Origin of the sequence: Phenylobacterium aquaticum (assembly GCF_947378715.1) — a bacterium.
GTDB lineage: Bacteria > Pseudomonadota > Alphaproteobacteria > Caulobacterales > Caulobacteraceae > Phenylobacterium > Phenylobacterium aquaticum_A.
This window is the reverse complement of sequence record NZ_CANCLE010000046.1, coordinates 1-25,673: the sequence shown is the minus strand read 5'-3', so window position 1 is coordinate 25,673 and position 25,673 is coordinate 1. Positions and strand designations below refer to the sequence as shown.

The 25,673-nt window shown below is 68.8% G+C and carries 28 protein-coding genes; 9 read left to right on the top strand and 19 right to left on the bottom strand.

What is annotated here, in order from left to right:
• The 5 genes from Q7P21_RS08335 to Q7P21_RS08315 form a co-directional block, all read right to left on the bottom strand.
• Positions 1 to 119 (bottom strand): DUF4170 domain-containing protein (locus Q7P21_RS08335; protein WP_304176619.1); only part of this gene is annotated, 119 nt, incomplete at its 3' end.
• Positions 120 to 141: 22 nt separating this feature from the next.
• Complete coding sequence (locus Q7P21_RS08330) at positions 142 to 936, bottom strand: 3'(2'),5'-bisphosphate nucleotidase CysQ (protein ID WP_304167343.1); 795 nt, start codon at positions 934 to 936, stop codon at positions 142 to 144.
• The gene (locus tag Q7P21_RS08325; protein ID WP_304167340.1) at positions 933 to 2,264 is read right to left on the bottom strand and encodes a TldD/PmbA family protein; all 1,332 of its coding nucleotides are present in this window, start codon (positions 2,262 to 2,264) and stop codon (positions 933 to 935) included. The genes Q7P21_RS08330 and Q7P21_RS08325 overlap by 4 nt, the downstream gene beginning before the upstream one ends.
• Before the next feature lie 37 nt (positions 2,265 to 2,301).
• Positions 2,302 to 2,703 (bottom strand): MAPEG family protein, encoded by a 402-nt coding sequence (locus Q7P21_RS08320; protein WP_304167336.1) that lies wholly within the window; start codon positions 2,701 to 2,703, stop codon positions 2,302 to 2,304.
• A gap of 70 nt (positions 2,704 to 2,773) precedes the next feature.
• Positions 2,774 to 4,300, bottom strand: coding sequence for a UbiD family decarboxylase (locus Q7P21_RS08315; protein ID WP_304176617.1), 1,527 nt, complete (start codon positions 4,298 to 4,300; stop codon positions 2,774 to 2,776).
• A gap of 81 nt (positions 4,301 to 4,381) precedes the next feature.
• On the opposite strand from Q7P21_RS08315, the gene Q7P21_RS08310 reads away from it, so the two are divergent.
• Complete coding sequence (locus Q7P21_RS08310) at positions 4,382 to 4,603, top strand: hypothetical protein (RefSeq protein WP_304167330.1); 222 nt, start codon at positions 4,382 to 4,384, stop codon at positions 4,601 to 4,603.
• Here the strand turns inward: Q7P21_RS08310 and Q7P21_RS08305 are convergent, their stop codons facing one another.
• The 8 genes from Q7P21_RS08305 to ubiA form a co-directional block, all read right to left on the bottom strand.
• On the bottom strand, positions 4,604 to 4,948 hold the full coding sequence (locus Q7P21_RS08305) for an MmcQ/YjbR family DNA-binding protein (RefSeq protein WP_304176614.1): 345 nt from the start codon (positions 4,946 to 4,948) through the stop codon (positions 4,604 to 4,606).
• A complete protein-coding gene (locus Q7P21_RS08300) occupies positions 4,945 to 5,532 on the bottom strand; it encodes a YdeI family protein (RefSeq protein WP_304176612.1) in 588 nt (195 codons plus the stop codon). The genes Q7P21_RS08305 and Q7P21_RS08300 overlap by 4 nt, the downstream gene beginning before the upstream one ends.
• A 31-nt stretch (positions 5,533 to 5,563) precedes the next feature.
• Entirely contained in the window at positions 5,564 to 6,079 is a 516-nt protein-coding gene (locus tag Q7P21_RS08295) for a YkgJ family cysteine cluster protein (protein ID WP_304167323.1), read from the bottom strand.
• A gap of 71 nt (positions 6,080 to 6,150) precedes the next feature.
• Positions 6,151 to 7,323 (bottom strand): S1C family serine protease, encoded by a 1,173-nt coding sequence (locus tag Q7P21_RS08290; protein ID WP_304167321.1) that lies wholly within the window; start codon positions 7,321 to 7,323, stop codon positions 6,151 to 6,153.
• Between the two features lie 152 nt (positions 7,324 to 7,475).
• Positions 7,476 to 7,823 carry a VOC family protein gene (locus tag Q7P21_RS08285; RefSeq protein ID WP_304176609.1) on the bottom strand — a complete coding sequence of 116 codons (348 nt, stop codon included), beginning with the start codon at positions 7,821 to 7,823 and terminating at the stop codon, positions 7,476 to 7,478.
• A gap of 45 nt (positions 7,824 to 7,868) precedes the next feature.
• Positions 7,869 to 8,531 carry a methyltransferase gene (locus Q7P21_RS08280; RefSeq protein WP_304176607.1) on the bottom strand — a complete coding sequence of 221 codons (663 nt, stop codon included), beginning with the start codon at positions 8,529 to 8,531 and terminating at the stop codon, positions 7,869 to 7,871.
• Between the two features lie 47 nt (positions 8,532 to 8,578).
• Positions 8,579 to 9,523, bottom strand: coding sequence for a fatty acid desaturase family protein (locus Q7P21_RS08275; RefSeq protein ID WP_304176605.1), 945 nt, complete (start codon positions 9,521 to 9,523; stop codon positions 8,579 to 8,581).
• Positions 9,524 to 9,560: 37 nt separating this feature from the next.
• Positions 9,561 to 10,511, bottom strand: coding sequence for a 4-hydroxybenzoate octaprenyltransferase (gene ubiA, locus Q7P21_RS08270; protein WP_304176603.1), 951 nt, complete (start codon positions 10,509 to 10,511; stop codon positions 9,561 to 9,563).
• A 384-nt stretch (positions 10,512 to 10,895) separates the two neighbouring features.
• Between ubiA and Q7P21_RS08265 the strand changes: the two genes are divergently transcribed.
• The 4 genes from Q7P21_RS08265 to Q7P21_RS08250 all read left to right on the top strand — a co-directional run bounded on the left by Q7P21_RS08265 (position 10,896) and on the right by Q7P21_RS08250 (position 15,587).
• Positions 10,896 to 11,135 carry a hypothetical protein gene (locus Q7P21_RS08265; protein ID WP_304171601.1) on the top strand — a complete coding sequence of 80 codons (240 nt, stop codon included), beginning with the start codon at positions 10,896 to 10,898 and terminating at the stop codon, positions 11,133 to 11,135.
• Positions 11,128 to 12,915, top strand: a complete 1,788-nt coding sequence (locus tag Q7P21_RS08260) for an ABC transporter ATP-binding protein (RefSeq protein ID WP_304176601.1) — start codon at positions 11,128 to 11,130, stop codon at positions 12,913 to 12,915. Before Q7P21_RS08265 ends, Q7P21_RS08260 begins: the two co-directional genes overlap by 8 nt.
• Positions 12,912 to 14,699, top strand: coding sequence for an ABC transporter ATP-binding protein (locus Q7P21_RS08255; protein WP_304176599.1), 1,788 nt, complete (start codon positions 12,912 to 12,914; stop codon positions 14,697 to 14,699). Before Q7P21_RS08260 ends, Q7P21_RS08255 begins: the two co-directional genes overlap by 4 nt.
• 69 nt (positions 14,700 to 14,768) lie before the next feature.
• Positions 14,769 to 15,587, top strand: coding sequence for a methyltransferase (locus Q7P21_RS08250; RefSeq protein WP_304176597.1), 819 nt, complete (start codon positions 14,769 to 14,771; stop codon positions 15,585 to 15,587).
• Between the two features lie 46 nt (positions 15,588 to 15,633).
• On the opposite strand, the gene Q7P21_RS08245 is transcribed toward Q7P21_RS08250, so the two are convergent.
• Genes Q7P21_RS08245 through Q7P21_RS08230 form a run of 4 tightly spaced genes read right to left on the bottom strand, consistent with a single transcriptional unit; the run spans position 15,634 to position 19,407 of the window.
• Positions 15,634 to 16,836, bottom strand: coding sequence for a winged helix-turn-helix domain-containing protein (locus tag Q7P21_RS08245; protein WP_304176596.1), 1,203 nt, complete (start codon positions 16,834 to 16,836; stop codon positions 15,634 to 15,636).
• A 4-nt stretch (positions 16,837 to 16,840) separates the two neighbouring features.
• Complete coding sequence (gene ppk2 / locus Q7P21_RS08240; RefSeq protein ID WP_304170156.1) at positions 16,841 to 17,608, bottom strand: polyphosphate kinase 2; 768 nt, start codon at positions 17,606 to 17,608, stop codon at positions 16,841 to 16,843.
• A 45-nt stretch (positions 17,609 to 17,653) separates the two neighbouring features.
• A complete protein-coding gene (locus Q7P21_RS08235; protein WP_304176593.1) occupies positions 17,654 to 18,817 on the bottom strand; it encodes an aromatic ring-hydroxylating dioxygenase subunit alpha in 1,164 nt (387 codons plus the stop codon).
• Positions 18,814 to 19,407 (bottom strand): TetR/AcrR family transcriptional regulator, encoded by a 594-nt coding sequence (locus Q7P21_RS08230; RefSeq protein WP_304170154.1) that lies wholly within the window; start codon positions 19,405 to 19,407, stop codon positions 18,814 to 18,816. The genes Q7P21_RS08235 and Q7P21_RS08230 overlap by 4 nt, the downstream gene beginning before the upstream one ends.
• Before the next feature lie 91 nt (positions 19,408 to 19,498).
• Between Q7P21_RS08230 and Q7P21_RS08225 the strand changes: the two genes are divergently transcribed.
• The 3 genes from Q7P21_RS08225 to Q7P21_RS08215 all read left to right on the top strand — a co-directional run bounded on the left by Q7P21_RS08225 (position 19,499) and on the right by Q7P21_RS08215 (position 22,084).
• Positions 19,499 to 20,224, top strand: coding sequence for a 16S rRNA (uracil(1498)-N(3))-methyltransferase (locus Q7P21_RS08225; protein WP_304170153.1), 726 nt, complete (start codon positions 19,499 to 19,501; stop codon positions 20,222 to 20,224).
• Positions 20,225 to 20,330: 106 nt separating this feature from the next.
• On the top strand, positions 20,331 to 21,689 hold the full coding sequence (locus tag Q7P21_RS08220; RefSeq protein WP_304170152.1) for a glutamate--cysteine ligase: 1,359 nt from the start codon (positions 20,331 to 20,333) through the stop codon (positions 21,687 to 21,689).
• Positions 21,689 to 22,084: a GFA family protein gene (locus tag Q7P21_RS08215; protein WP_304170151.1), complete on the top strand. Its 396-nt coding sequence runs from the start codon at positions 21,689 to 21,691 to the stop codon at positions 22,082 to 22,084. The genes Q7P21_RS08220 and Q7P21_RS08215 overlap by 1 nt, the downstream gene beginning before the upstream one ends.
• Positions 22,085 to 22,130: 46 nt before the next feature.
• On the opposite strand, the gene Q7P21_RS08210 is transcribed toward Q7P21_RS08215, so the two are convergent.
• On the bottom strand, positions 22,131 to 22,625 hold the full coding sequence (locus tag Q7P21_RS08210; protein WP_304170150.1) for a DUF427 domain-containing protein: 495 nt from the start codon (positions 22,623 to 22,625) through the stop codon (positions 22,131 to 22,133).
• 179 nt (positions 22,626 to 22,804) lie between these two features.
• Between Q7P21_RS08210 and Q7P21_RS08205 the strand changes: the two genes are divergently transcribed.
• Complete coding sequence (locus Q7P21_RS08205) at positions 22,805 to 24,685, top strand: peptide MFS transporter (protein ID WP_304170149.1); 1,881 nt, start codon at positions 22,805 to 22,807, stop codon at positions 24,683 to 24,685.
• Between the two features lie 78 nt (positions 24,686 to 24,763).
• On the opposite strand, the gene Q7P21_RS08200 is transcribed toward Q7P21_RS08205, so the two are convergent.
• A partial coding sequence (locus Q7P21_RS08200; RefSeq protein WP_304176591.1) for a TonB-dependent receptor domain-containing protein occupies positions 24,764 to 25,673 on the bottom strand: 910 nt, incomplete at its 5' end.

Sequence of the window (25,673 nt, the reverse complement as noted above, 5' to 3'; positions counted from 1 at the left end):
TCGCCATAGCTGCCATAGGCGCCCACCAGGTCGACCTTCTTCAGGTCGCGGAAGGTGTTGTGTTCGAGGTCCGCCAGTTCGCCGCCGATGACGAGGTGCAGAAGCTGCTTGTCGGGCATGGGGTCCGTTTTCCGAAAGGAATCAATTCCCCAAGGCGATATGCCGGGTTCGGTTAAGGATCAATGGCGTGAGGCCTGGGGTGGCGCATAGCAGGCTGTGCTGCGCGGGCTTGGGGCCATTATAGGCGAAGGGCCGGCCCAGATGGTCGCCGCTATAGGCGCCGGCCTCCCGGGCGATCAGGTCGGCGGCGGCGAGGTCCCAGTCGGACTTGGCGACCAGCACCAGGGCGGCGTCGAAGGCGCCGGCCGCCACCAGGCACATGCGATAGGCCGTCGAGTTGCGGGTCTCGACCTGCATGGGCGGCCAGGGCTCCGGCCAGGCGGGGTGCTGGAACATGCGGATGTCGCCGACCATGCGCGCGCCTTCCAGCTCGGTGCGGTCCGAGGGGGCGATGAGGGCGCCGTTCAGCCGGGCGCCGGCCCCGGCCGTGGCGCTGTAGAGCTCGTCGACATCGGGGGCGAAGACCACGCCCGCCACCGGCTGGTCGTCCTCGACCACGGCGATGGAGACCGACCACCAGGGGCGGCCCTTGGCGTAGGACCGGGTGCCGTCGATGGGATCGACCACGAACAGCCGGCGGCAGGTCAGGCGGTCGGGATTGTCGGCGGTCTCCTCCGACAGCCAGCCATAGTCGGGGCGGGCGGCGCGCAGGGTGTCGATCAGCAGGCGATCGACGGCCAGGTCGGCATTGGTGACCGGCGAGGAATCGGCGGCCTTGTACTCGATCTCGAGCCCCTGGGTCCGCATCCGGAGGGCCAGGTCTCCGGCGGCGCGGGCGGCGTTCAGGATCAGGTCGAGATCGGCTTGGTGCGTCATTTCCCGGCGATGGCCAGTCCGTCGACCAGGATGGAGGGGGAATTGGCCGAGCCGCGAATCTCCAGGTCGGAGCCCGGGACCAGGCGGGCGTAGATGTCGATCAGATTGCCCGCCACGGTGATTTCGGTGACCGGATAGGCGAGCTCGCCGTCCTCGAACCAGAAGCCCGCGCAGCCCACCGACCAGTCGCCGGTGTTGCCGTTCAGCGAGGGGCCGAACATCGAGGTGATCAGCACGCCCGCGCCGGCGGCGCGCATCAGGCCGGCCTGGTCGAGGTCCCCGGGCTCCAGCGTCAGGTTGGAGGTCGAGACGCCGGGCGGGCCGGCCAGGCCGCGCGAGGCGTGGCCGGTGGTGGAAAGGCCGAGCTGGCGGGCCGAGGCGGTGTTCATCAGCCAGGTGGTCAGCACCCCGTCGTCGATCAGGTTCCAGGCGCGGTTGGCGACCCCTTCGTCGTCGAAGGGCGAGGAGCCCAGGCCGCGACGCTTGTGCGGGTCGTCGGTGACGCGGATGCCCTTGGCGAAGATCTGCTGGCCGAGCTTGTCCTTCAGGAAGGAGTTGCCGCGGGCGATGGCCGTGCCGGAGATGGCGCCGATCAGCGGCCCCAGCAGCGAGGTGGCCAGGCGGTTCTCGAAGATCACCGGGGCGGTGGTCGAGGCGATCTTGCGCGCGCCGAGCCGGGCGGCGGCGCGGCGGCCGGCCTCGGCGCCGATCAGGTCGGGGGCGGGCAGGTCGGAGAGCCAGCGGGTGGAGCGGCCATCATAGCCGCTTTCCATTTCCTCGCCGTCGCCGGCCACTACCGAGGCGCCGACCGAGAAACCCGAGGCCCGGTGCAGGCCGGAGAAGCCGTTCGAGGTCACCAGCCGCCAGGTCGAGCGCGAGGTGGAAGCCGAGCCGCCCTCGGAATTGCTGATCCGGGGCATGGCCCGGGCGGCGTCCTCGGCGGCGCGGGCGCGGTCCTCCAGCTCCTCCGGCGAGGGCTCGGAGGGGTCGAACAGGTCGAGGTCGGCGTGAGGGCCCGGCGCATGGGCATGGGCGTCGGCCAGGCTGGCATAGGGATCCTCGGGCGCGAGCTTCGCCATGGCGACGGCGCGGGCCACCAGCTTGGCGCGGGCCTCGGCCGAGATGTCGGAGCCGGAGACCGTGGCCTGCTGCTTGCCGACGAAGACCCGCAGGCCAATGTCGCGGGACTCTTCCCGCTCCACTTCCTCGAGCTTGCCCAGACGGACATTGATCCCCAGGGCGTGGCGCTCGGCGCCGACGGCTTCGGCGGCGTCGGCTCCGGCCTTCAGGGCGGCGGCGACGACATCGGCTAACAGGCTTTCTTCCATGTCCCCGATATGGCCGTCCAGGCGGCCGGGGGCAAGCTTAAGCCACGGCGTAGAACAGCAGCACCGCGCCCAGGAACACATAGGCGACCCAGGTCATCAGTATGCCGATGGCCCGGGGGAAGGACGCGGCGCCGGAATTCGACAGGCCGACCCCATGCAGGACGCGGCCCACGAACAGCAGGAAGCCCGCCACGTGCACGGCCAAGGGCGGGGCGTCGACCACGGCCAGGACGGCGATGCCGACCATGGCGGCCGGCACATATTCGGTGGCGTTGCCAAAGGCGCGGATGGCCTGGGCCAGTTCCGGCACGCCGCCGTCGCCGAGCGCGACCTTGTGCCGCTGGCGCTGACGCACCACCAGCAGGGACAGGACCAGCAGCAGCAGGAGATGCAGACCGACCCAGAGGGCGGCGGCGTGGCCCGAATTGACGACGTCCATAACGGTGTTCTCCTGGCCCGCGCGGGCCGGCAGTTGGGCGCGGAATGGCGCAGAGGGCAAGTGCGGGTTTCTAGTCCACCGGGTCGCCCGATCCCGGCAGGCCGAGCCTCGCCCATTTGGCGGTGACGGCTTCGATCGTTGCCTGGTCCATGCCGAGCTTCTCGCCCCATTCGCGATGGGTCTCCGGCGGCCACTTGTTGGTGGCGTCGAGACCGACCTTGGAGCCCAGCCCCGATTCCGGCGAGGCGAAGTCCAGATAGTCGATGGGGGTGTTCTCGATCAGGGTGATGTCGCGGGCCGGATCCATGCGGGTCGACAGCGCCCACATCACGTCTTTCCAGTCGCGGGCATTGATGTCGTCGTCCACGACGATCACCCACTTGGTGTACATGAACTGGCGCAGATAGCTCCAGACGCCCATCATCACGCGCTTGGCGTGGCCGGGATAGGCCTTCTTCATCGAGACGACGGCGATGCGGTAGGAGCAGCCCTCCGGCGGCAGCCAGAAGTCGACGATCTCCGGGAACTGCTGGCGGATCAGCGGGATGAACACCTCGTTGAGCGCCTCGCCCAGCACGCTGGGTTCATCCGGCGGCCGGCCGGTGAAGGTGGTCAGATAGATCGGGTTCCTGCGCATGGTGATGGCGCTGATCTCGAACACCGGGAAGCGTTCGACCGAATTATAGTAGCCGGTGTGGTCGCCGTAGGGCCCCTCGTCGGCGTATTCGTCCAACAGGACATGGCCTTCCAGCACGATCTCGGCCTGGGCCGGGACCATCAGGGGCACGGTCTTGGCGGCGACCAGGTCGAGCTTGGCGCCGCGCATCAGGCCGGCGAACTGGTATTCCGACAGGGTGTCCGGCACCGGCGTCACGGCCGCCAGGATCGTGCCCGGATCGGCGCCGATCACCGCGCAGGCGGGCAGGGGTTCGCGCTTGCCCGCCTTCTTCCAGCGCTGGTGATGCTGGGCGCCGCCGCGATGGGCCAGCCAGCGCATGATGGTGCGGTTCTTCCCCAGCACCTGCATGCGGTAGATGCCGAGATTATAGTTGTCCTCGCGGTCGTCGGACGGGCCCTTGGTGACCACCAGCGGCCAGGTGATCAGGGGCGCGGGCTCGCCCGGCCAGCAGGTCTGGATCGGCAGCTTGGTCAGGTCGATGTCATCGCCCCTGAGCACGATCTCCTGGACGGGCGCCTTCTTCACCACGCCCGGCCGCATGGACATCACCGTCTTGGCCAGGGGCAGCATCTCCATGGCGTCCTTGATCCCGCGCGGCGGCTCAGGCGCGCGCAGGAAGGCCAGCAGTTCGCCGACCTCGCGCAGCTCGCCGGCCGTGGTGCGCTCGACCCCGTCCAGGGTCACGCCCATGGCCACCCGCTTCACCGTGCCGAACAGATTGACGAGGCAGGGCATGCCGGCCGGCTCGCCATCGGCGCGGACGACGTTCTCGAACAGCACGGCGGGGCCGCCGGTCGCCAGCAGGCGACGCTGGATCTCGGTCATTTCCAGCACGGTGGAGACCGGCTCGGTGACCCGCACCAGCTCGCCCGCCTTCTCCAGCTTGGCGATGAAATCCCGCAAGGACTTGTAGGCCATGTCCGCTCCCGCTGCGCTCAGCCGGCTAGTTAGGCCGCGCGGGTCTGGCTGTCACGCGCGGCGGCGACTAGGATCGCGCTCATGAAGCGCCTTGATCTCGATGACCTGCCGCCCAAGCTCGCCGCCCTGCTGACCGGGCTGGGGGAGGGCGAGGAACTGCTGCTGGTCCAGAACGGCGGCGTGGCCGGCCGGCTGACCGCGCTCGCCCCGCCGCCGTCAGTGGAGGACCCGGCCGAGCAGACCCCGGAGCAGGCCGCCGAGGTGTTCGAACTGTTCCGCTCGGCGATGGAAGACGAGTTCTAGCTAAGCCTTCGCCGCATCGAACTCCTTGACCAGCTTCTTCGGCGCGATCTCCCGCCAGCGGCGGTCGAGGAAGTTGCGGAACGAGCCGGGATGCAGGCTGTCGATGCGGGCCAGCACGGCCGGATAGTCCTTGTAGTGGGCGGTGATGTGGAAGGTCTCGGGCTCGGCCTCCATCAGCATCTCGCGCTCGTCGATATGGATGCCGGTCAGGACCACGCTCTGGTCGTCCTTGCGCAGGCGGGTGAAGAACTTGCCGGCCACCTTGAAGGCCGGGGCGCCATAGGACATGCCCTCCTCTGCGCCGGGGAAGGACAGCACGATCTGGCGCATTTCGTCGGGGGTCACTTGAGCGGCTCCAACTTGGTCGGGCTCCCAAGTCTGCGCCCTTGGGCGCAGGCGTCAATCAGGATGGCCATGCGCTTGGCGCGGGTCGGCGCTGTCTTGGCGCTGACCACCCGGTGGATGGCGACCTTGCGGTACCAGGCCGGGAAGGCCTGGAAGCCCGCCCAGGCGAGGGCGTTCGCCTGGAGGAGGGCGGTCTCCTCGGGGCTGAAGAAGGCTTCCGGTTTCTCGTAGGAATATTGGAAGGTGCGGTCCTTGCCGACCGCGTGTGCGGCGTGGCCGGCCGGGGCGATCAGGCCCAGGGCCTCCAGTTCGGCGAAGCGGGCCAGATTGACCTGGCTCCAGACGCCGCCGGGCTTTCGCGGGGTGAAGCGGATGCGGTAGGCGACCTCGTCGATGCGGTGGCGCACCCCGTCGATCCAGCCGAAGCACAGGGCCTCGTCCACCGACTGCGGCCAGGTCATGGAGGGGCGGCCGGACCCGACCTTCCAGAAGCCGACCGCCAGCTCGGTCCGCCCACCGTGATGGCGGGACAGCCAGTCGCGCCAGGCCGCCTGGGTCTCGAAGAAGGTGGGCGTCTCGCTCATCCGCCCAGTCTAGGCCCGGCGGTTCGGGCGTCTAGACCGGCGGGGCGGCGTCGGCCTCGGGCAGGTTGCTCATGACAATGGCGTAGGGGACGCGCTCGCCGTCCCGCAGCGCATAGCCGGAGACGATCTTGTGGTCCGGATCGACCACGCCCAGATCGACGTCCTCGTGCGGGAAGATCACGATCCGCCGCTTGTCGATGCAGACCACCAGCTCGTAGCCGTCGACCACCCGCTGGGCCATGGTCTTGATCCGCGCATAATAGGGCTCGCGCTTCCAGGCGGCGGGATAGGCCGGATCGACGATGACGTTGAGCCTCTGGCCGTCCTTCTCGGTATACATCAGGAACTTGGCGCGGTCGGGCCGCCAGGCGTCGTCGAGCTTGTCGGAATCCAGCCACAGGCAGATGAAGCTGCGGCAGGCCGGCGGCCGGTCGGCGTAGATCGTGCAGCCGCGCTTGAAGTGGCCGCACCAGTCGCCGGCCTCCTTCTCCAGCGCCTGGATGGCCAGGAGCTTGCAGCACATGCCGCAGTCGCCGCAGCTCTTCATCGCCCGTCCTCGCCGGATGCCCAGAACGGCCAAGTACGACGTTTGGGTGACGGTTTCTTGTCAGGGCCGGCTCAGGGCGCGGGCTTGAGGTTGAGGAAGTCCAGGGCGTCGCCGATCGGGATGAAGAAGTTGATGTTCTCCGGGACGTCATCGGGCCGGTAGCCCCAGTCGGTGATCCCGATCACCTGGCCCTTCTCGTCGAGCAGCGGCCCGCCGCTGTTGCCATGGGTCACCGCGACATCACTCTGGATGAAGCTGAAGCCGTCCAGGATGCGGTTGGCCGAGACGATCCCCTTGGTCACCGTGCCCTGCAGCGCCTCCTCGAGCGGAGCGCCGATGGCGAAGACCGACTCGCCGGGCGTCGACGGGGCGGTCCGCAACACCAGAGGCGTCCGCCCGTGCGGACTGGCGCGCACAAGGGCGACGTCCCGCGCCTTCTGCACCCGCACCACCTCGCCCTCGGACTCGAAACCGTCCGACCAATGGAGGCGAACCTTGGCGTCGGTCCCGACCACATGGGCGTTGGTCAAGAGATAGCCGTCGGACGAGATCAGGAAGGCGCTGCCCATGCCGCCGCTGGCATGGACCACGACCACGGAACCCACTTCCTCGGCGACCGGCGGCGGGCGTCCCTTGCCAAGGCCGGTGAGCAGGATCGGCGACTTGGCGGTCGTGCGGTCCTGATCGGCCTGGGTGTCGGACGGGGCGGCGATGAAGACCTCCCGGAACGCCGGGGTCGCCGCCAGGGCCTTCGCATTCTCGCCAAAGGCCGCGATCAAAGCCTTGCGCTCGCCGTGCACGGCGAATTGGGCGACATCGAAGCCCGCCTTGGTGGCGACGGTCGCCACGGTGCGGCGCTGGACACGGGAATAGACCTGCCATTCGACGTTCAGGAGCGCCGATCCCTTCCAGAGCGGCGGGCCGTTCGCATTGGGCCAGCCACAGATCCGGCCCTCGGCTGAGGTCACGCGAGCGCCGATCGCGAACTCGGTCGCCATATCCGCAGGCGTGTCGAACAACCCCTTGTCCCGCGGCCCGAAGCCCGCCGCCTTCATTTCCCGGTCGAAGACCTCGAAGAGATCGCCCTGGGTGATCAACTCATCCTTGGGCGGCCAACTCATCTTGCCGAAGGGTATGCAGAATGGTCCGATCCGGAGCTCGCCCCAGGTCTGCTCGTCCTTCATCTCCGAGATCACCTTGATGAGCTCGGTCGGCTTGGTCTCGGCCCCGGCGGGGATCGTCATGGGCGCTGGAGGAGGGGGGAGTATCAGAGGGGACGCCTGGGCGTTCCCCGACACCAGAACCCACACGGCGCAAAGACCGCCTATGACCAAAAGCTTGGTTCCCAACCCACACTCTCCGTCAATGTCCGGCCGCCCGGATTACAACCTGAAGCTTATTGGCTCTCCGTGAACACCGCCAGTTCGTTTCCGCTGGGGTCGCGGAAGTGGAACCTGCGGCCGCCGGGGAAGGAAAAGATCGGGACGATGATCTCCCCGCCGGACGCGATGACCTTGGCCTCCATGGCTTCCAGGTCGCGGGCGAACAGCACCACCAGCGGCTTGGTCAGCCCGGCTTCCGGGTCGGCCTGGAAGCCGCCGTCCAGGCCCGCGTCGCCAAAGCCCGCATAGGTCGGGCCATAGTCGGTGAAGGTCCAGCCGAAGGCCTTGGAATAGAAAGCCTTGGTGGCCGGCAGGTCCTGGCCGGGCAGCTCCACATAGCTGATCTTGCTGTCTTCGATCATCGCGCCGTCTCCAATAAGTTCCTGATTTGTTCCGACGCTAGCGCCTCAATCCGGGAGAGTCCAGACGCAGGTTTTCTTGACCTCCTGGTCCTCCAGCTCGCGGGTGGTGGCGACCTGATACTCGGCCAGCTTCACCAGGCCTTCGCGGGGGAAATAGCTGCGGCCGGGATCGCCGATCAGCACGGTGGCGCCCGCCGCCCTGGCCTGGGCCAGCCACAGCATGACCTGCTCGGCCAGCGGCTTCTCGTAGCAGATGTCGCCGGCCAGGATCACGTCGCAGGCCGGCGGCGGGGCGTCCAGAAGGTTGGCGTCGGTGAAGTCGACCACGACCCCGTTGACGGCGGCGTTGAGGGCCAGGGCCACGCCGCAGTAGCCGTCGATGTCGGCGGCCAGCACCTGCGCCGCCCCGGCCTTCATGGCCGCGATCCCGACCAGGCCCGAACCCGAGGCGAAGTCGATCACCCGCTGGCCGGCCACCACCTGCGGCTTGTCGAGGATGTAGCGGGCGAGCGCCTGGCCTCCGGCCCAGGCGAAGGCCCAGAAGGGCGGCGGCAGGCCGATCTCCTCCAGCGCCTCCTCGGTCATCCGCCAGATCGGGGTGATCTCGTCTGCCAGGTGCAGGGAAAGCTCGGGCGTGTGCGGCGGCGCCTGCAGGCGGGTGTTCTCAAGGATGAAGGCGCGGCGGCCTTCCGGGGTCTGGGGGATCATGCGCGGGGCATAGGGCTTCGCGGACCCCGGCGCCAGGACGGTTGGTCCTAGCCCGGCTTGGCCGCCGCCAGTTTCAGCACGGCCCGGTATCCGCCGGGCTCATAGAGCATGCCGGGCAGCACGCCCTTTTTGGCCAGCATCCGGTGGGCGCGGGGCAGCTGGTAGCAGGGCACATGCATGAACATGTGGTGCTCGCAGTGATAGTTCACCCAGTAGGGCGCCAAGGTCACGCGGGCGAGCAGGCCGGCCTTGGTGGTGCGGGCGTGGCGCAGGGGATCAGGCTCGTCCTTCCCGACACAGGCGTGCTCGGCGATGTTGCGCAGGCGCGTGATCATCGGAAACCAGGTGAACTGGGGCAGCACCCACAGCACCGGCCAGGCCCACCAGGCGCCGAAGGGCGCGGCGATCGCGGTGATCACGACCCCGCCCAGCAGCCAGCGGCGCTTGCGGCGGATCTCCTCGGCGATGATCGGCAGGATGGGCTCGCCCGCCTTGCGGGCCTTGAGCCGGGCGATGAAGTCGCCGAACCGCTGCTTGAAGGCGGTCTGGCCGGTCAGGTCGCGCACGATCTTGCGGCGCAGGGAGAGCCGGGTGATCGGGAACGGCGCCGAGAGGCCGAGGTCCGGATCTTCGGCCTGCTGGGCGAAGCGGTGGTGGCCGAGGTGATAGGTGCGGTAGCGGACCAGCCCGCCGCCGGTCAGCCATTCCCCGGCCCAGTCATTGACCTTGAGGTCCTGGTGCAGGGCGCCGTGGGCGGCGTCGTGCATCAGGATCGACAGCCCCAGCTGGCGGCCGCCGATGATCACCACGGCGATCGGCAGGGTGATCGGCCAGACCACCACCATGACCCCGGCGGCGAGGATCACCGCCCAGGCGTGGGCGAGCAGGGCCAGGCCCTTCCAGGATGAGCGCCGCGACAGGGGCGCCCATTCCTCGGGGGTGAAAATGGTCTTGGGATCGATGCGGGCTGCGGCTGCCATGGCGCGCAGCATGCCACATTATCGGGCGTCCTTACAGCCTGCCCCGAGGTCACAACCGCGCCAGCGCCTCGACCGGGCCCTTCCAGAGGCCGGCGGTGAGCGCCAGCGCCAGGATCAGTCCAGCGAGGCTGTTGGACCGGAAGAGCTTGAGCGCCCCGGCCCCGTCGGTGATGTCGAGGTGGGCGGCCTGGCGCGACAGGTGGACGCCGAACAGGGCGGCCAGCGGCAGGAACAATGGCCCCAAGCCGCCGACCCAGGCGGCGGCGAGCGCCAGGACGAAGGCCGCCACATAGAAGCCGAGCACCGCCTGGGGCGCAGCGGCGCCGAGCCGCAGGGCCGAGGACTTCACACCTGCGAGCGCGTCGTCCTCCAGGTCCTGCACCGCGTAGATGGTGTCATAGCCCAGCGTCCAGAACACGCCGGAGGCATAGAGCAGGGCCGGGGGCCAGCCGAGGGTTCCGGTCGCGGCGGCATAGCCCAGCAGGGCGCCCCAGTTGAAGGTCAGGCCGAGCCAGGCCTGGGGCCACCAAGTGATCCGCTTCATGAACGGATAGGCGCCCACCAGCAGCAGCGACCCGGCGCCCAGGCCGATGGCGATCAGGGGCATGGTCAGCAGGATCAGCAGCGACAGGGCGCAGCAGCCGGCGACGAAGGCCCAGGCCTGCTTGACGCTGATCTGGCCCGCCGGGATCGGCCGCATCGCGGTGCGGGCCACCTTGGCGTCGAAGTCGCGGTCGACGATGTCGTTATAGGCGCAGCCCGCCGCCCGCATCAGGGCGGCGCCGAGCAGCACCTCGAACAGCAAGAGCGGGTTCGGCCACTGACCCTTGATGGCGGCGGCGAGCGCGATCCCCTGCCAGCCGGGCAGCATCAGCAGCCAGATTCCCGCCGGCCGGTCGAAGCGTCCAAGCTTCAGCCAGGGGCGCAGGCCTGCCGGCGCATGGCGGTCGACCCAGTTCGAGGGCGCGGCGTCGGGGAGGGGGGCCGATGTGGCGGTCATGGCCTCGCCGTTTAGCAGATCGTGGCTTTGGCGCCGCAGTCGAAAATTCGCGTATCAGGGGCGTGACGGTCCCGGTTGACGCATCGGGGTGCGCCGCCTAGCGTCACAACTCCTCAGCGACCAGTCTTGAAGGGAGGGCTCGCAAAGATGGCATCCATCGCATCGCATTCGCGCGCCCCTCGCCGTGTCGCCTCAGCTGTCCTTGTGACCTTTGGAAAGACCCGACCGTCCGGTTGCTGACCGGACCTTCGATCTAGGGTCTTTCCAAGTCATCGCAGCTCCGCCGGCCTCGCCGGCTCTCGCGCGATCCTCGCCCATTCCGCCTCGACCCGACGCCTGATCTGCGCGTCCGCCGGGGCCTGCTCTTCCTTTCGGACGCCTGCAATGTTTCACCCTCCGTATGAGTCCCGGCGCGATCGCGCCGAGGCCGAGCGACTCGAACTTTTCTGGCGAAGTTGGCCCAGGGATTCGGTTTCCAGCGCCGCCTGGCTGGGCCTGGTCCTGGCCGAGCTGCTGTTCGGGCTGAACCCACCCTGGAGCCGCCGGCGCGACCGGCCCATCCCCGTCGCCATGGCCCTGCGCCAGGCCCGCCATCCGGCGGATTGCGAGGCCGCCAATGACTGACTTCACCGACGACGAGGACGACAATCGGCCCCGCGACCTCAGCAATACTCAGGTGCTGGGCTTCATGTGGCGTCACTGGATGGAGGACCGTGGCCGGTTCCTGGCCATGTTCGCCCTGCTGCTGGGCGCGACCTTCTGCGACCTGTCGATCCCCTGGGCCACGCGCGGCCTGGTCAACGCCGTCTCCGCGCCCGTGCGGCGGGCCGACGTCGCCTGGATCGCCTGGGCGACGCTGTCGGGGCTGTATCTGGCCTTCTACATGATGCGGCTGAACATGTTCCGGCTGTCCAACGCCTATTACACCCAGATCATGGCCAGGATCGTCACCCGCGCGTTCCGGCGGGTGCAGGCCTTCTCGGCCGACTGGCACGCCTCGAACTTCGCCGGCGCCACCGTGCGCCGGGTCAGCCGCGCCATGTGGGGCTATGACAGCGCCTCCGACGGCCTGCTGTGGGGTCTGATCCCGACCTTCGTGGTGCTGGCCGGGCTGTCGATCTCCATCGGCCTGCGCTGGCCGCTGGCCGGGGTGTTCGTGGCCCTGCTGGCGGCGGTGTTCGCGGCCTATAACGTCCTGGCCCTGAAGCACTATTACCGGCCGGCCAACCTGGTCTCCAACGGGCTGGATTCCGGCATAGGCGCGGCGCTGGCCGACGCCATCTCGGCCAATCCCGTGGTCAAGAGCTTCGGCGCCGAGGGCCGCGAGGCCGAGCGGTTCGAGGCCCATATCGACCGCTGGCGCGTGGCCCAGACCAAAACCTGGATGCGCGGCAACGACATCGGCTTCGGCCAGAACATCCTGCTGGTGGGCTTGCAGGCCGGTCTGACCGGCTTCCTGGTCGACGCCTGGGTCAAGGGCCATGCGACGCCGGGCGACGTGGCCTTCGCGGTCACCTCGTTCATCGTCATGGCCGGCTATATGCGGACCTTCTCAGAGAACACGCGCATGCTGCAAAAGGGGCTCGACGACATGGTCGACGTCGCCGGCTACATGCGCGCCGAGCCGCAACTGGGCGACATGGCCGGCGCCCGGCCGCTGCGGCCGACGGCCGGGGCGGTGGTCTTCGACCACGTCACCTTCGGCTATGAGCGCCAGACCTATCCGCTCTACGAGAACTTTTCCCTGGCCATAGCGCCGGGCGAGCGGGTGGCCCTGGTCGGGCCGACGGGGGCCGGCAAGTCGACCTTCGTCAAGCTGGTCCAGCGGCTCTATGACGTCCAGGAGGGGCGCATCCTGATCGACGGCCAGAACGTCGCCCAGGTCACCCAGGAGTCGCTGCGCCGCGCCATCGCCGTGGTGCCGCAGGACCCGGCCCTGTTCCACCGCTCGATCGCGGAGAACATCGCCTATGCGCGGCCCGGCGCCACGCTGGACGAGATCATCGCCGCCGCCCAGCGGGCCCGGGCCCACGACTTCATCACCCGCCTGCCCGGCGGCTACGACACCATGGTCGGCGAGCGCGGGGTGAAGCTGTCCGGCGGCGAGCGGCAAAGGGTGGCCATCGCTCGCGCCTTCCTGGCCGACGCCCCGATCCTGGTGCTGGACGAGGCGACCTCGTCGCTGGACGTGGAGACCGAGCGCCAGGTCCAGGCGGCGATGGAGGAACTTATGACCGCCCGGACCACGGTGGTCATCGCCCACCGGCTGTCGACCATCCGCCACGCCGACCGCATCCTGGTCTTCGAGGACGGCCGGATCGTCGAGGAGGGGCGGCATCTGGAGCTGGTGAAGCGCGGCGGGGCCTATGCCCGGCTGCATGCGGTGACGGAGGCCTTCGCGTGACCGACCACTACGAAGACACCGACGACAACCGCGACCGGGTGCTGCCCAACGCCAAGGTGATGGGCTTCATCGCCCGCTTCTGGCTGAGGCGCAGGGGGCTGCTGGCGGGGACGATCGCCTTCAGCCTGCTGGCCATCGGCTTCGATCTGGCCACCCCCTGGGCGGCGGGTCGGCTGGTGGACGCCCTGGCGGCGGGGCCCGGCGCGGCCGGCGGGGTGTGGGCGGCCTGGGCGGTGTTCCTGGCCGTCTATCTGGGGTTCTCCCTCTCCTGGAACACCGCCCCCCGGTTCTGGATTCCGCTGGCGGCCCGCAACATGGCCGAGATGACCGACGAGGGCTTCGCCAAGGTCCAGAGCTTCTCGGCCGACTGGCACGCCGACACCTTCGCCGGCTCCACCGTGCGGCGGTTGTCGCGGGCCATGTGGGGCTATGACGTGGTGTCGGACGCCGTGGTCATGTGGCTGACCCCAGCCTTCCTGGTGCTGATCGGCCTGTCGGTGATGATGTTCGTCCGCTGGCCGATGGTCGGGCTGTTCTCGGCCGGGATCGTGGTCCTGTACGTGGCCTCCAACCTGCTGCTCACCGCGCGCTATGCGCGGCCGCTGAACCTCAAGTCGGTGGCGTTTGATTCGCGCATCGGCGGGGCCCTGGCCGACTCCATCACCTCGAACCCGACGGTCCGCAGCTTCGGGGCCGAGGACCGGGAGTCGGCCCGCATCGGCGGGGTCACCCAGGCCTGGAGCCTGGCGGCGGCCCGCACCTGGACGGCCTTCACCAATGTCTGGCTGGTGCAGAACCTGATCCTGGTGGGGCTGCAGGCGGGGCTGACGGGCCTGGTCATCCGCCTGTGGGCCAGGGGCGCGGCGAGCACGGGCGACGTGGCCTTCGCCATCACCTCCTTCATGCTGATGAGCGGCTATCTGCGCAATATCGGCGACCAGATCCGCATGACCCAGAAGGGGCTCGACGATGTCGAGGACGCGGCGCGCTATGCCGGGATGGCGCCCCAGGTCGCCGACCTGGCCGGCGCCCCGGCCCTGATCGGCCAGCTGGGCGAGATCGTCTTCGACCGGGTGACCTTCGGCTACAAGGCCGCCGAGGCGCCGCTCTATCGCGACTTCTCCCTGACCATCGCGCCGGGGAAAAAGGTGGCTCTGGTCGGCGCGACGGGGGCCGGCAAGTCGACCTTCGTGAAGCTGATCCAGCGGCTCTACGACCTCGATGCCGGGCGTATACTGATCGACGGCCAGGACGTGGCGGCGGTGACCCAGAAGTCGCTGCGCCAGGCCATCGCCGTGGTGCCGCAAGACCCGGCCCTGTTCCACCGCACCATCGCCGAGAACATCGCCTATGCTCGGCCGGACGCCACCAAGGACGAGATCGAGCTGGCCGCCCGCCGGGCCCGGGCCCACGAGTTCATCTCCCGCCTGCCCAAGGGCTATGACACCCTGGTCGGCGAGCGCGGGGTGAAGCTGTCGGGCGGGGAGCGCCAGCGCGCCGCTATCGCCCGCGCCTTCCTGGCCGACGCCCCGATCCTGGTGCTGGACGAGGCGACCTCGTCGCTGGACGTGGAAACCGAGCGCGACGTCCAGGCGGCCATGGAGGAGCTGATGGTCGGCCGAACCACCATCGTCATCGCCCACCGGCTGTCGACCATCCGCCACGCCGACCGCATCCTGGTGTTCGAGAACGGCCGGGTGGTCGAGGAGGGCCGCCACGCCGAGCTGGTCGCCAAGGGCGGCGCCTATGCCCGGCTGCACGCCGTGGCCCAGGGAACCATCTGACAGGCTGAAGCTTTTGGACTCTCAGGCGGCGCCCGGTCCTGTGATCCGGGGCCGGTCGAGGCCGACCGCTTGGCGAGCTATCTGGAAAATCTGTCGGATTGGTTCCGCGCCCGGCTGGCGGGGCCAGGTCACATGGCCACGCCAGACGACGCCCAGATGGGCCTCAAGGTGCTGGCGATCTGGCGGTCCCGGATGATCGCTGACTTCATCGTGCGGCGGCTGGGGTCGCGGGTCCTGGCCGGACCGTTCGAGGGCATGACCTATGTCGCCCAGAGCACCGAGGGCGCCCTGGCCCCGCGCCTGCTCGGCACCTATGAGAGCGAGCTTCACCCCCATATCGCCGCCCTGGCGGCCCAGGGCGTCGACTGCGTGATCGATGTCGGCTGCGCCGAGGGCTATTACGCGGTGGGCCTGGCCCGGCTGCTGCCCCAGGCGGCGATCTACGCCTTCGACCGCGACGCCGCGGCGCTGAAGGCCTGCGGGGCCATGGCCGCGCTGAACGACGTCGCCGAGCGGGTCGAGGTCGCCGGCGACTTCCGTCCCGAGGCGTTCCAGCGGTTCGCCGATCGCCGCTGCCTGGTGATCATGGACGTCGAGGGCGCCGAGGATGAGCTGCTGCGCCCGGACCTCGCCCCGGCCCTGGCCGGCATGAGCCTGATCGTCGAGACCCATGACCTGATCCGCCCGGGAGTGCAGGCGCGGGTGCGGGAACGCTTCGCGGCCACCCATGACATTCTCCAGGTCGATCCCGGCCCCAAGCCGCAGATCCTGCCCGAGGCCATGCGGGGCATGAGCCACCTGGACCAGCTGCTGGCGGTCTGGGAATTCCGCGCCGGCCCGACCCCCTGGCTGGTGATGACCCCGAAGGGCGCGCCCCCCCTATCCTGACGTCATGGCGGGGATACCCCCGGCCATGACGGGCAATGTGTGGAATTCACCGGTCCAGGGCGTGCGAAAGCGCCGGGGCCAGATCGCCCTTGGGCTCGACCCGGACGTCCGACAGGCCGAGCCAGCCGGCCATCAGCCGCAGTTCGGCGGCGAGGGCCGGGGCGGTCTCGGGGCTGGCGTCGGGCTCGGCATGGGCGGCCTGGACCACCAGCACCCCGGCCTTGCGCTCGGCCTTGAGGTCGACCCGGGCGGTCAGGGCCTCGCCCTCCAGGAAGGGCAGGACGTAGTAGCCGTGGGTGCGCTTGTGGGCCGGGGTGTAGATCTCCAGCCGCAGGCGCATGCCGAAGATCCGCTCGGTGCGTTCGCGGAACCAGATCAGGTTGTCGAAGGGCGAGAGCAGGGCCCGGGCCTCGATCTTGCGGGGCCGCCGCGCTTCGGGGTCCAGATAGGCGGGACGGTCCCAGCCCTCGACCTTCACCGGGGTCAGCTCCCCGGCCTCGACCAGCTCGGCGAGGCGGGCCTTGGAGTCGGCGGGCGGCATGCGGAAATAGTCGCGCAGGTCCGGTTCCGTGGCCACGCCCTGGGCCCTGGCGGCGATGCGGATCAGCTGGCGTTGCGCCGAGGCGCGATCCGGCGTCGGCGCCTCGCGCACCGCCTTGGGATGGATCTTGTCGGGCAGGCCATAGACCCGTTCGAAGGTCCCCCGGCGGGTGGCGGTGGTCAGCTGGCCGGTCCAGAACAGGCATTCGAGCGCCCGCTTGCCTTCGCTCCAGCCCCACCAGCCGCCGGCCCCCTTGGCGCCGATCTCCAGCTCCGAGGCCGAGATCGGGCCGCGCCGGGCGATCTCGTCCAGCGCCCGGTTGATGAAATCCTCATGGCTGCGCAGGAAGCGGGCGACGCCCTTCCAGACGCCCACGCCCTCAGCCGCGTCCTCCATCCGCCAGCGCATCAGCGGCTGCACGGCGTGAGGGGCCAGCGAGGCCTCGTGCATCCAGTATTCGAACAGATCGGGCTTCGGCCCCCAGGCGACCGCCTCCAGCAGCTGGCGCGGATAGGCGCCCAGCCGGGAGAACAGCGGCAGATAGTGGGTGCGCGAGACCACGTTCACCGAATCGATCTGCAGCAGGCCCAGCCGCGCGACGGTCTTCAGCAGGTGGCGGCGACCGGCCTCGGTGGGCCGCGGCTCCGCGAAGCCCTGGGCGGCCAGCGCGATGCGCCGCGCCGCCTTGGCGCTGAGGGTTTCGCTCATGGGGTCAGCGCTCGAGCCGACCGTCGGTCAGGGCCTCGATCTCGAAGGGGAAGACGAACTCCGGATCGGGGTTCTTGACGGTCTTGGCGATGTCCTTGGGGGCTATGGCGTTGACCAGGTGGCGCAGCACGCTCAGCCGGCCGGCCTCCTTGTCGTCATTGCGCACGCAGACCCAGGGGCTGCGCGGGGCGTGGGTGCGCCTCAGCATCTCGTCGCGGGCCTGGCTATAGGCGTCCCAGCGGTCCTGGGCGGCGTCGTCCAGGGGGCTGGACTTCAGCACCTTCAGCGGATCGGTGTGGCGTTCCTTCAGCCGCTTGGCCTGCTCCTTCCTGGAGACGTCGAGCCACAGCTTGATCAGGCAGACGCCGCTCTCCACCAGCATCGCCTCGAAGGTGGTGACGTCGCGCAGGAAGCTTTCGTGCTCCTCGGGCGTGCAGAAGCCCATGACCGGCTCGACCCCGCCGCGATTGTACCAGGAGCGGTTGAAGATCACGATCTCGCCCCCGGCCGGCAGGTGGCGGACATAGCGCTGGAAGTACCATTGCCCCCGCTCGCGGTCGGAGGGCTTGGGCAGGGCGATGACCCGGGTGGCCCGCACCGACAGATGTTCGACCAGCCGGCGGATGGTGCCGTCCTTGCCCGCCGCGTCGCGGCCCTCGAAGATGATCAGCACCTTCTGGCCGCTCTCCATCGCCCGCTGCTGGGCATGGACCAGGGCGAGCTGGGCCTGTTCGAGATCGTTGAGGTCGCCGTCGGACTTGGTCTTGGACATGGCGTGAGCCTAGCCCCCCGACAGGCCTCCGCGCCAGGGCCGCGATCAAGGCCGCACGGGAAGGGGCTCCATCCCCAGCTCGCGCCGGAACGTGTTGTGATAATGGTGGAGCGGCGGCTCGTTACGACCGAACAGCAGCTGGTCCTGCAGCCCGGCCTCCAGGGCGCGCTGGGTGGTCTCCGCCGTCGCATAGTCCTCGTTCGCCACCACGCGGGTGAAGCCCTCGGCGAACAGCTGGGCGAACCCGGGGTTCTCGGCCAGGACCTCGGCGTCGAAATAATAGCTGATGTGCGAGATCGACCGCCCGGGGTTCTTGGGGTCCGGATAGACCCGCACCACCGCGATGCGGCGGTCGCCGACATTGATCACCGTGTTCGGGAACAGGAAATAGACCGGGAATCCGCCCTGCTCGATGCGCCAGGCGCTCTCGGGCTGGCCGCGCAGCTCGTCTATGCCCCTCAGGCACAGGATCATCCGGTGGTTCCGCTCATAGGCGCGGTAGGACAGGACGTCGCCGTGGAAGTTGTTGGCCAGCGTGTCCTTGTGCAGGCGCTTGAAGTGATAGGTCTCGCCGAAGGTGTCGGTGGCCAGCTTCCAGTTCAGGTTCATGTCGAGAGTCTGCTCGTGGGCCAGCACATAGCGGCCCCAGTCCCAGTGCTCGAGGTCCTCGGCGACGCCCTGGAACAGCCGGTCGATGTCGATGACGCCCTTGGGGTCTGGATGGACCAGCAGGACCCCGTATTTCTCGGCGGCCGGCAGCTCGATCAGCCCCAGGCAGGCCTTGTCGATGGCGCCGAACTGCGCCTCCTGCGGCACGCCGATCAGGGCGCCAGCATTGTCATAGGTCCAGGCGTGGAAGGGGCAGGAGAAGCGCGACTTCTGGCCCCGCCGCGCCTGTTCCACCATCGGCCCGCGATGGCGGCAGGAGTTGAGGAAGGCGTGGACCTGGCCGGTCCTGTCCCGGGTCACCAGGATCGGCATGCCCAGGTCGTTGGAGGTGATGAAGGTTCCAGGGCCGGGCAGGTCGCCGCTCATGCCGACGATCTGGGCATGGCCCCGGAAGAAGGTCTCCCACTCCCGCGCCGCGAGGTCCGGGCAGGTATAGGTGCTGGCCGGACAACTCATCACGCCGCCGGCGTCGGCGTTCACCCCGGCGTCGAGCTGGGACAGCAGTTCGCGAAGAACCTCGATCTGGACGGCGTGCTTCATGGCTGGGTCCCCGGCGGCGGAGTCGTGAGGCGGGCGGCGGGGATCGCCGCGGCCAGGACTCGGAAGGTGGTGTCGAGCTGAGCCTGGAGGGTCTCGGCGGACAGGGCGCGGCGGCTCGAGACGCGCAGGCCCTGATTGACCAGCATCAGGAAGCCCGCCAGCTCGCCGGCCTGGGCGGCCTCGCAGCCGGCGTCGCGCAGGCCGGCCTCGAACCCGGCCTGGATGTCGGCCAGAAGGGCGCTGGCGTGGGCGCTCAGCGCGTCATCCACATCGGCCATTTCGAGGGTGGTGTTGACCAGCAGGCAGCCCGGCTGGACGAAGCTGCGCGCGAAGAACTGGCGCAGGGCCTCCAGCGGCGGGTGCTCGGCGCGCGCCGCAGCCAGGAGCCCCAGGGTCCGGCTGGCGTAGAGGTTCATGCACTCCACGAACAGCTCCCGCTTATCGCCGAAGGCGGCGTAGAGGCTGCTGCGGCTGATGCCCATTCCGGTCGTCAGGTCCGGCAGGGAGGCGGCCTGGAAGCCTTGGCGCCAGAACAGCCCCACCGCCTGGGTCAGGGCCTGGTCACGGTCGAATTCCAAGGGGCGGGCCACGGGCGAGTTATGTACCGATCGGTCCATAATGGCAAGCGAGGCCGACTCAGAGAGGATTTGCTTGGCCGCCGGCCGGCATTAGAACCGGCCCATGATCCGACTGTTCGTCCCCCATGACCTCACGCCCGGCGCGGGCATCGCCCTCGATGAGGGACAGAGCCGCTATCTGGCCGCCGTCATGCGCCTGGCGGTCGGTGATGAGGTCGCGGTGTTCAATGGCCGCGACGGCGAGTGGTCGGCGACCCTGGCGGTGGTCGGCAAGCGCAGTGTCGCCCTGGCGCTCAAGGCCCAGACCCGGCCGCAGATCGTGGGGCCGGACCTCGACCTGGTGGTGGCGCTGGTCAAGCGAGCCCGGCTGGAGACCATCATCGAGAAGGCCGCCGAGCTGGGCGTCCGGCGCGTGCGGCTGGTGGTCACCGAGCGCACCCAGGCCGATCACACCAATGTGGCGCGGCTGCAGACCATCGCGGTCGAGGCCGCCGAGCAGACCGGCCGGCTGGACGCGCCTCAGGTGGTCGAGCCCCTGAAGCTGGAGAAGATGCTGCGGGCCTGGGACGATCGGGCCCTGATGTTCTGCGACGAGGCCGGGGATGCGCGGCCGGTGCTGGAGGTGCTGGCCGGGGCCCAGCCCGCGCCCTGGGCGGTGCTGATCGGGCCGGAGGGCGGCTTCTCACCGGCTGAGCGCGAACGCCTGCGGGGCCTCGCCTTCACCCGACCCGCCAGCCTCGGTCCCCGGATCCTGCGGGCCGACACCGCCGCGATCAGTGCGCTCACCCTGTGGCAGGCGGCGCTCGGCGACTGGCGAGAGGTGGGCTGACCCGCCCTTGAGCTTTCCTGAATTGCGCCCACTTGAGGGAACGGCGTAAAGAACGCCGCCCCCGACCTAGGGTCAGGGGTTTCGGTGATGGGTTGGGGAGAGAAACATGGCCGACGTCGCAGTCGACGACCGACCCCTCACGTTCGAGGACCTGCTCGCCTGGTTCGACAAGGGCTCGAAGCCTGAGAGCGAATGGCGCGTGGGCGCCGAGCACGAGAAGTTCGTGTTCCGCCTGGGGACGCACGAGACCGTGCCCTATGACGGCCCAGCCGGCATCAAGGCCCTGCTCGAAGGCATGAAGCGTTTCGGCTGGCAGGGCGTCTATGAAGGCGAGACCATCATCGGTCTGGAGCGCGGCAAGGCCAATGTGAGCCTTGAGCCCGGCGGCCAGTTCGAGCTGTCCGGCGCGCCGCTGGAGACCATGCACGACATCTGCGCCGAGACCGGTGACCACCTCAATGAGGTCAAGGCCGTGGCCGACGAGCTGGGCCTGGGCTTCCTGGGTCTTGGATTCACGCCCAATTGGCGGCGCGACCAGATCCCGGTCATGCCCAAGGGCCGCTACAAGATCATGCGCGAATATATGCCCAAGGTCGGCTCGCTCGGCCTGGACATGATGTTCCGCACCTGCACCGTGCAGGCCAATCTCGATTTCGGCTCCGAAGCCGACATGATCGCCAAGTTCCGGGTGGCCCTGGCCCTGCAGCCGATCGGCACGGCCCTGTTCGCCAATTCACCCTTCGTCGAGGGCAAGCCCTCGGGCTTCCTGACCAAGCGCGCCAACATCTGGACGGACACCGACGCCGACCGCACGGGCATGCTGGACTTCGTGTTCAAGGACGGCTTCGGCTTCGAGACCTACGCCAACTATCTGCTCGACGTGCCGATGTATTTCGCCAAGCGCAACGACCAGTATGTCGACCTGTCGGGCAAGTCGTTCCGCAAGTTCATGGCCGGCGAGCTGCCGGAAATGCCGGGCGACCGGGCGACCATCAAGGACTTCGCCGACCACTCCACCACCGCCTTCCCGGAAGTGCGGCTGAAGCAGTATCTGGAGATGCGCGGTTCGGACTCCGGCCCCTGGGGCCGGCTCTGCGCCCTGCCGGCCCTGTGGACGGGCATCTACTATGACAGCCAGGCCCTGGCTGCGGCCTGGGACCTCTGCAAGGACTGGCCGCTGGAGGATCACGAGCGGCTGCGCGCCGACGTGTCCCGCCTGGGCATGAAGGCGACCATCGGCGGCCGGACCGTCAAGGACATCGCCACCGACATGGTGGCCATCGCCAAGTCGGGCCTGAAGAACCGCAACCGCCTGAACGGCGGGCTGATCGACGAGACCGGCTATCTGGCCGAGCTGGAAGAGATCTGCGACAGCGGGATGACCCCCGCCGACCGCCTGCTGGAGCTCTATAACGGCCCCTGGAACGGCGACGTCAGCAAGGTTTTCGAGACCCACGCCTACTGATGGGAACCTGGTCCGGCTCCTGTCATTGTGGCCAGGTCCGGTTCACGGTGACCGCCGAGATCACCGAACTGACCACCTGCGACTGCTCGCTGTGCGTGAAGAAGAACGCGGTCATGGCCAAGGTCCATGAAAGCGAACTCGTCATCACGGCGGGCGAGGACCGTCTGGGCCTCTATCAGTGGAACACCGGCCGGGCCCAGCACAGGTTCTGCCTGGGCTGCGGAATCTACACCTTTCACCGCAAGCGCGCGGCCCCGGACCACTACGGGGTCAATGTGTTCTGCCTGGACGGCTTCGACGCCTCGGCCCTGCCGGTTCGCGCCACCGAAGGGATCGGCATGACGGTGGAATGCGCCGATCCGCGCCTGGAATGGCCCGGGCCTCGGGTGGGGTGAGGCTCCAGCCCATCCGCTTCCCGCAAGGGGAGAAGGGGTTGGGCGTCTATTCCCCCGCCGGCGCCGGGGGTTCGCTGACATTGGGCGGCCAGTGGGGGCGCTGGCTCGCGCCGTCGCCGGCGTCGGTGTGCAGTATGGCGTCGGCGATGTCGGTGCGGTGGGCGCCGGGGGCGACCACGGCCTCGTCGACCTCATAGACCTCGATCTTGTCGGGATAGAAGGCGAGGTGGCCGCGGATCTGCTCCATGGCCGGGAACGGCGCCTCATAGGACCAGACCGAGTTCTCGCCGAACTGGCCGTCCATCAGCACCGTGTAGTAGCTGGCGTCGCCCTTGTAGGGGCAGTGGGTCGAGCGCTCGGTCTTGCTCATGAACTCCATGGAGACATCGGCCCGCGGAAAATAGACCACGGGCTTGTAGGCCGCCTCCTTGAGCACCAGGGCGTCACCGCTGTCGGCGATCACATGATTCTCGAACCTGGCGCGCCAGCGGGTCTTGGCGGGGGTGATGGTGATCGGATGGTCGGGGCCGGGGATCTTCATGGAAAGTCTCCTTCGCGGGGCCTGAACGTCTGAGATGGGGTTCAGGCTCCCGCCCGTCCAGGGGCGGGCTTGCTTGTCTTGGCGCAGGCGGCGTGATCTTCTCGCGCCAAACAGGCCCCGCCGGGGTGAAACCCACCCCGCGACCGCGCCACAGATCCAGGGATCGGAACCCACCCCACATGAACGTCGTCGTCCTGATCGGGATTCTCGTCACCCTGGTGACCGGGATTCCCGTCCTCAACCAGCTCATGCGCCACCATCCGCGCGGGCTGATCGTCCTGTTCTTCGCCGAGATGTGGGAGCGGTTCTCCTATTACGGCATGCGGGGGATCCTGATCTTCTACCTGACCCAGCACCTGTTGTTCGACCAGGGGGCGGCGAGCTCCCAGTACGGGTCCTACACCTCGCTGGTCTATCTGCTGCCCCTGCTGGGCGGCCTGCTGGCCGACCGCTATCTGGGCGCCCGCAAGGCGGTGGTGTTCGGCGCGCTGCTGCTGACCGCCGGCCACCTGACCATGGCCTATGAGGGCAAGCCCGCCACCCAGAACCTGGTCTATGCCGGCCAGTCCTATGCGGTGGACATCCATGGCCGCATGGAGGGCCGCACCACCAAGCTGATGGTCGCGGGCCACGACTACGCCTTTGGTCCCGCCGCCGATGGCGGGCTGGAGATCAAGGACCTGCCGGCCGGCGGACCCTTGCCCGCCGTCCTGCCCAAGGGCTCGTACAAGATGGAGACCCACCAGGACCCGACGGGCGTCAACGCCTTCTACCTGGCGGTCTCGCTGATCATCATGGGGGTCGGCTTCCTGAAGCCCAACATCTCCACCGTGGTCGGGCAGCTCTATCCCCAGGGCGACCCGCGCCGGGATTCCGGCTTCACCCTCTACTATTACGGGGTCAATCTGGGGGCCTTCTGGGCCTCGGTGCTCTGCGCCCTGCTGGGCCAGTCGTTCGGCTGGTGGGCGGGCTTCGGCCTGGCCGGGGTCGGCATGGCGGCGGGCCTGATCGTCTTCATCATCGGCAAGCCGCTATTGCAGGGCAAGGGCGAGTCGCCCAATCCGGAGCTGCTGCGCAAGCCGCTGGTGGGTCCGATCAGCCGCGAGTGGCTGATCTATCTCGGCGGTCTGCTCGGCGTCGGCGCGGTCTGGCTGCTGGTCCCGCACAAGGACATCGTCGGCACGGCGCTGAAGCTCTCCAGCGCCGCCTCGGCCCTGTTCATCCTCGGCATACTGATCTTCCTCTGCAAGACCTGGGTCGAGCGCCAGCGGATGATGCTGGCCGTGATCCTGGTGCTGGGGGCGGTGGTGTTCTTCACCCTGTTCGAACAGGCCGGCACCTCGCTCAACCTGTTCGCCGCCAGCAATGTCGACATGACCATCACCCGCCACGCCACCAGCTTCCTGGGCCTGCCGATGGGCAGCGCCGAGCAGCTGGCCGCCGCCGGCATCCATCCGACCAGCACCTTCGGCTGGATCGACACCGGCATAGGCGCGGCCCAGACCCAGTCGTTCAACGCCGGCTTCATCCTGATCTTCGCGCCGATCTTCGCGGCCATGTGGGCCTGGCTCGGCCAACGCAACGTCGCCGCCAACCCGACCCTGACCTTTGGTCTCGGCCTGATCCAGGTCGGGCTGGGCTTCCTGGTGGTGGTCTGGGGGGCCGGCATGGCCGACGCCAGCTTCCGCATGCCGCTGATGATGCTGGGCCTGCTCTACCTGCTGCACACCACAGGCGAGCTGTTCCTGTCGCCAGTGGGCATGTCGGAGATCACCAAGCTGTCCATGCCGACAGTGGTCTCCTTCATGATGGCGGTCTGGTTCCTGGCCTCGTCCGTCGCCCAGTTCGTCGGCGGCGCGATCGCCGCCAAGATGGGCAGCGAGACCATTGGCGGCGAGGTGCTGGACCCCAAGCTGGCGCTGGCCACCTCCCTGCACGGCTTCAACCAGCTGGGCTGGGCCGGGGTGATCTGTGGCGGGGTGTTCATCCTGCTCAGCTTCTTCGTGCGCGGCTGGTCGCACGGGGTGAAGGCCCCGGCCCACGCCGAGATCGAGGCCTGACGCCGGCCTGATCCCTGGCGGACATGACGAAGGCCGGAGGCGATCCCTCCGGCCTTTTTCATGCCCATGGCTGGCGGTTCAGCCGAAGGTCTTGCGCAGCCGGATGTGGATCATTGGCCCGAACCCGATGTCGCGATCGTCGATGGTGGTGATCGGGTTGGAGCCCCGGGGCCCCGCATAGTCCGTCAGGATGTGGTGGAAACCGCGCGAAGTGATGTTGTTGAGCTCGATCCGCAGGGCCGTGTCGGGCTGGGGCTTCCACTCCGCGAACAGGGTCACATAGGTCTTCAGCTTGTCGGTCTGGACCTCGTTGAAGCGGTAATAGGTCTTGCGCCAGGCGCCATAGGCGTCGACCCCCCAGGTGGTCTTCCATTGGGGCAGATCCTGGCTGAAGTGGCCCTCCCAGGCCTGGGGCTTCAGGCCGGAAATCTCCCGGCTCTGGTGCGTGGTCGGATCGGTCACAGCAGACTTGCGCCAGGTGCTCTCGCCCTGCAGCCGGCCGCCGGGCACGCCCAGCTTCTGCAGCGGCAGGGTCAGGCTGAGCTTCAGCTCGTCCTTGGTCCCGTCGCCGATATTGGCCGGGGCGTCATAGACACTGGTCTTGGTGAACACCGGGGCGCGATCGATGACATCGGTCAGCTCCGAATGGGTGAAGGTCAGGCCCACCGAGCCGTCGCGCCAGAACCGCTGTTCGACGGCGAGCTCGCTGACCCAGGCCTGTTCCGGATTGAGGTCCGGATTGCCGGTGGTGACCACGCCGGTATTGAGCGAGGAGGAGGCGACGAAGTCGCTGAAGTCCAGCTGGCTGACCGTGCGCTCATAGCGCGCCCGGATCTGAGTGCCCTCGCGCGGAGCCCAGGTGATGAACAGCCGGGGCTTGGCGAAGTGCAGGCGCTTGTCGAGGGTGACGTCGCCGGTCGAGGTGACTTCCGAGCTCTCGTAGCGGAGCCCGCCCTCGATCGTCCACTGCGGCAGGGGCCGCCAGACC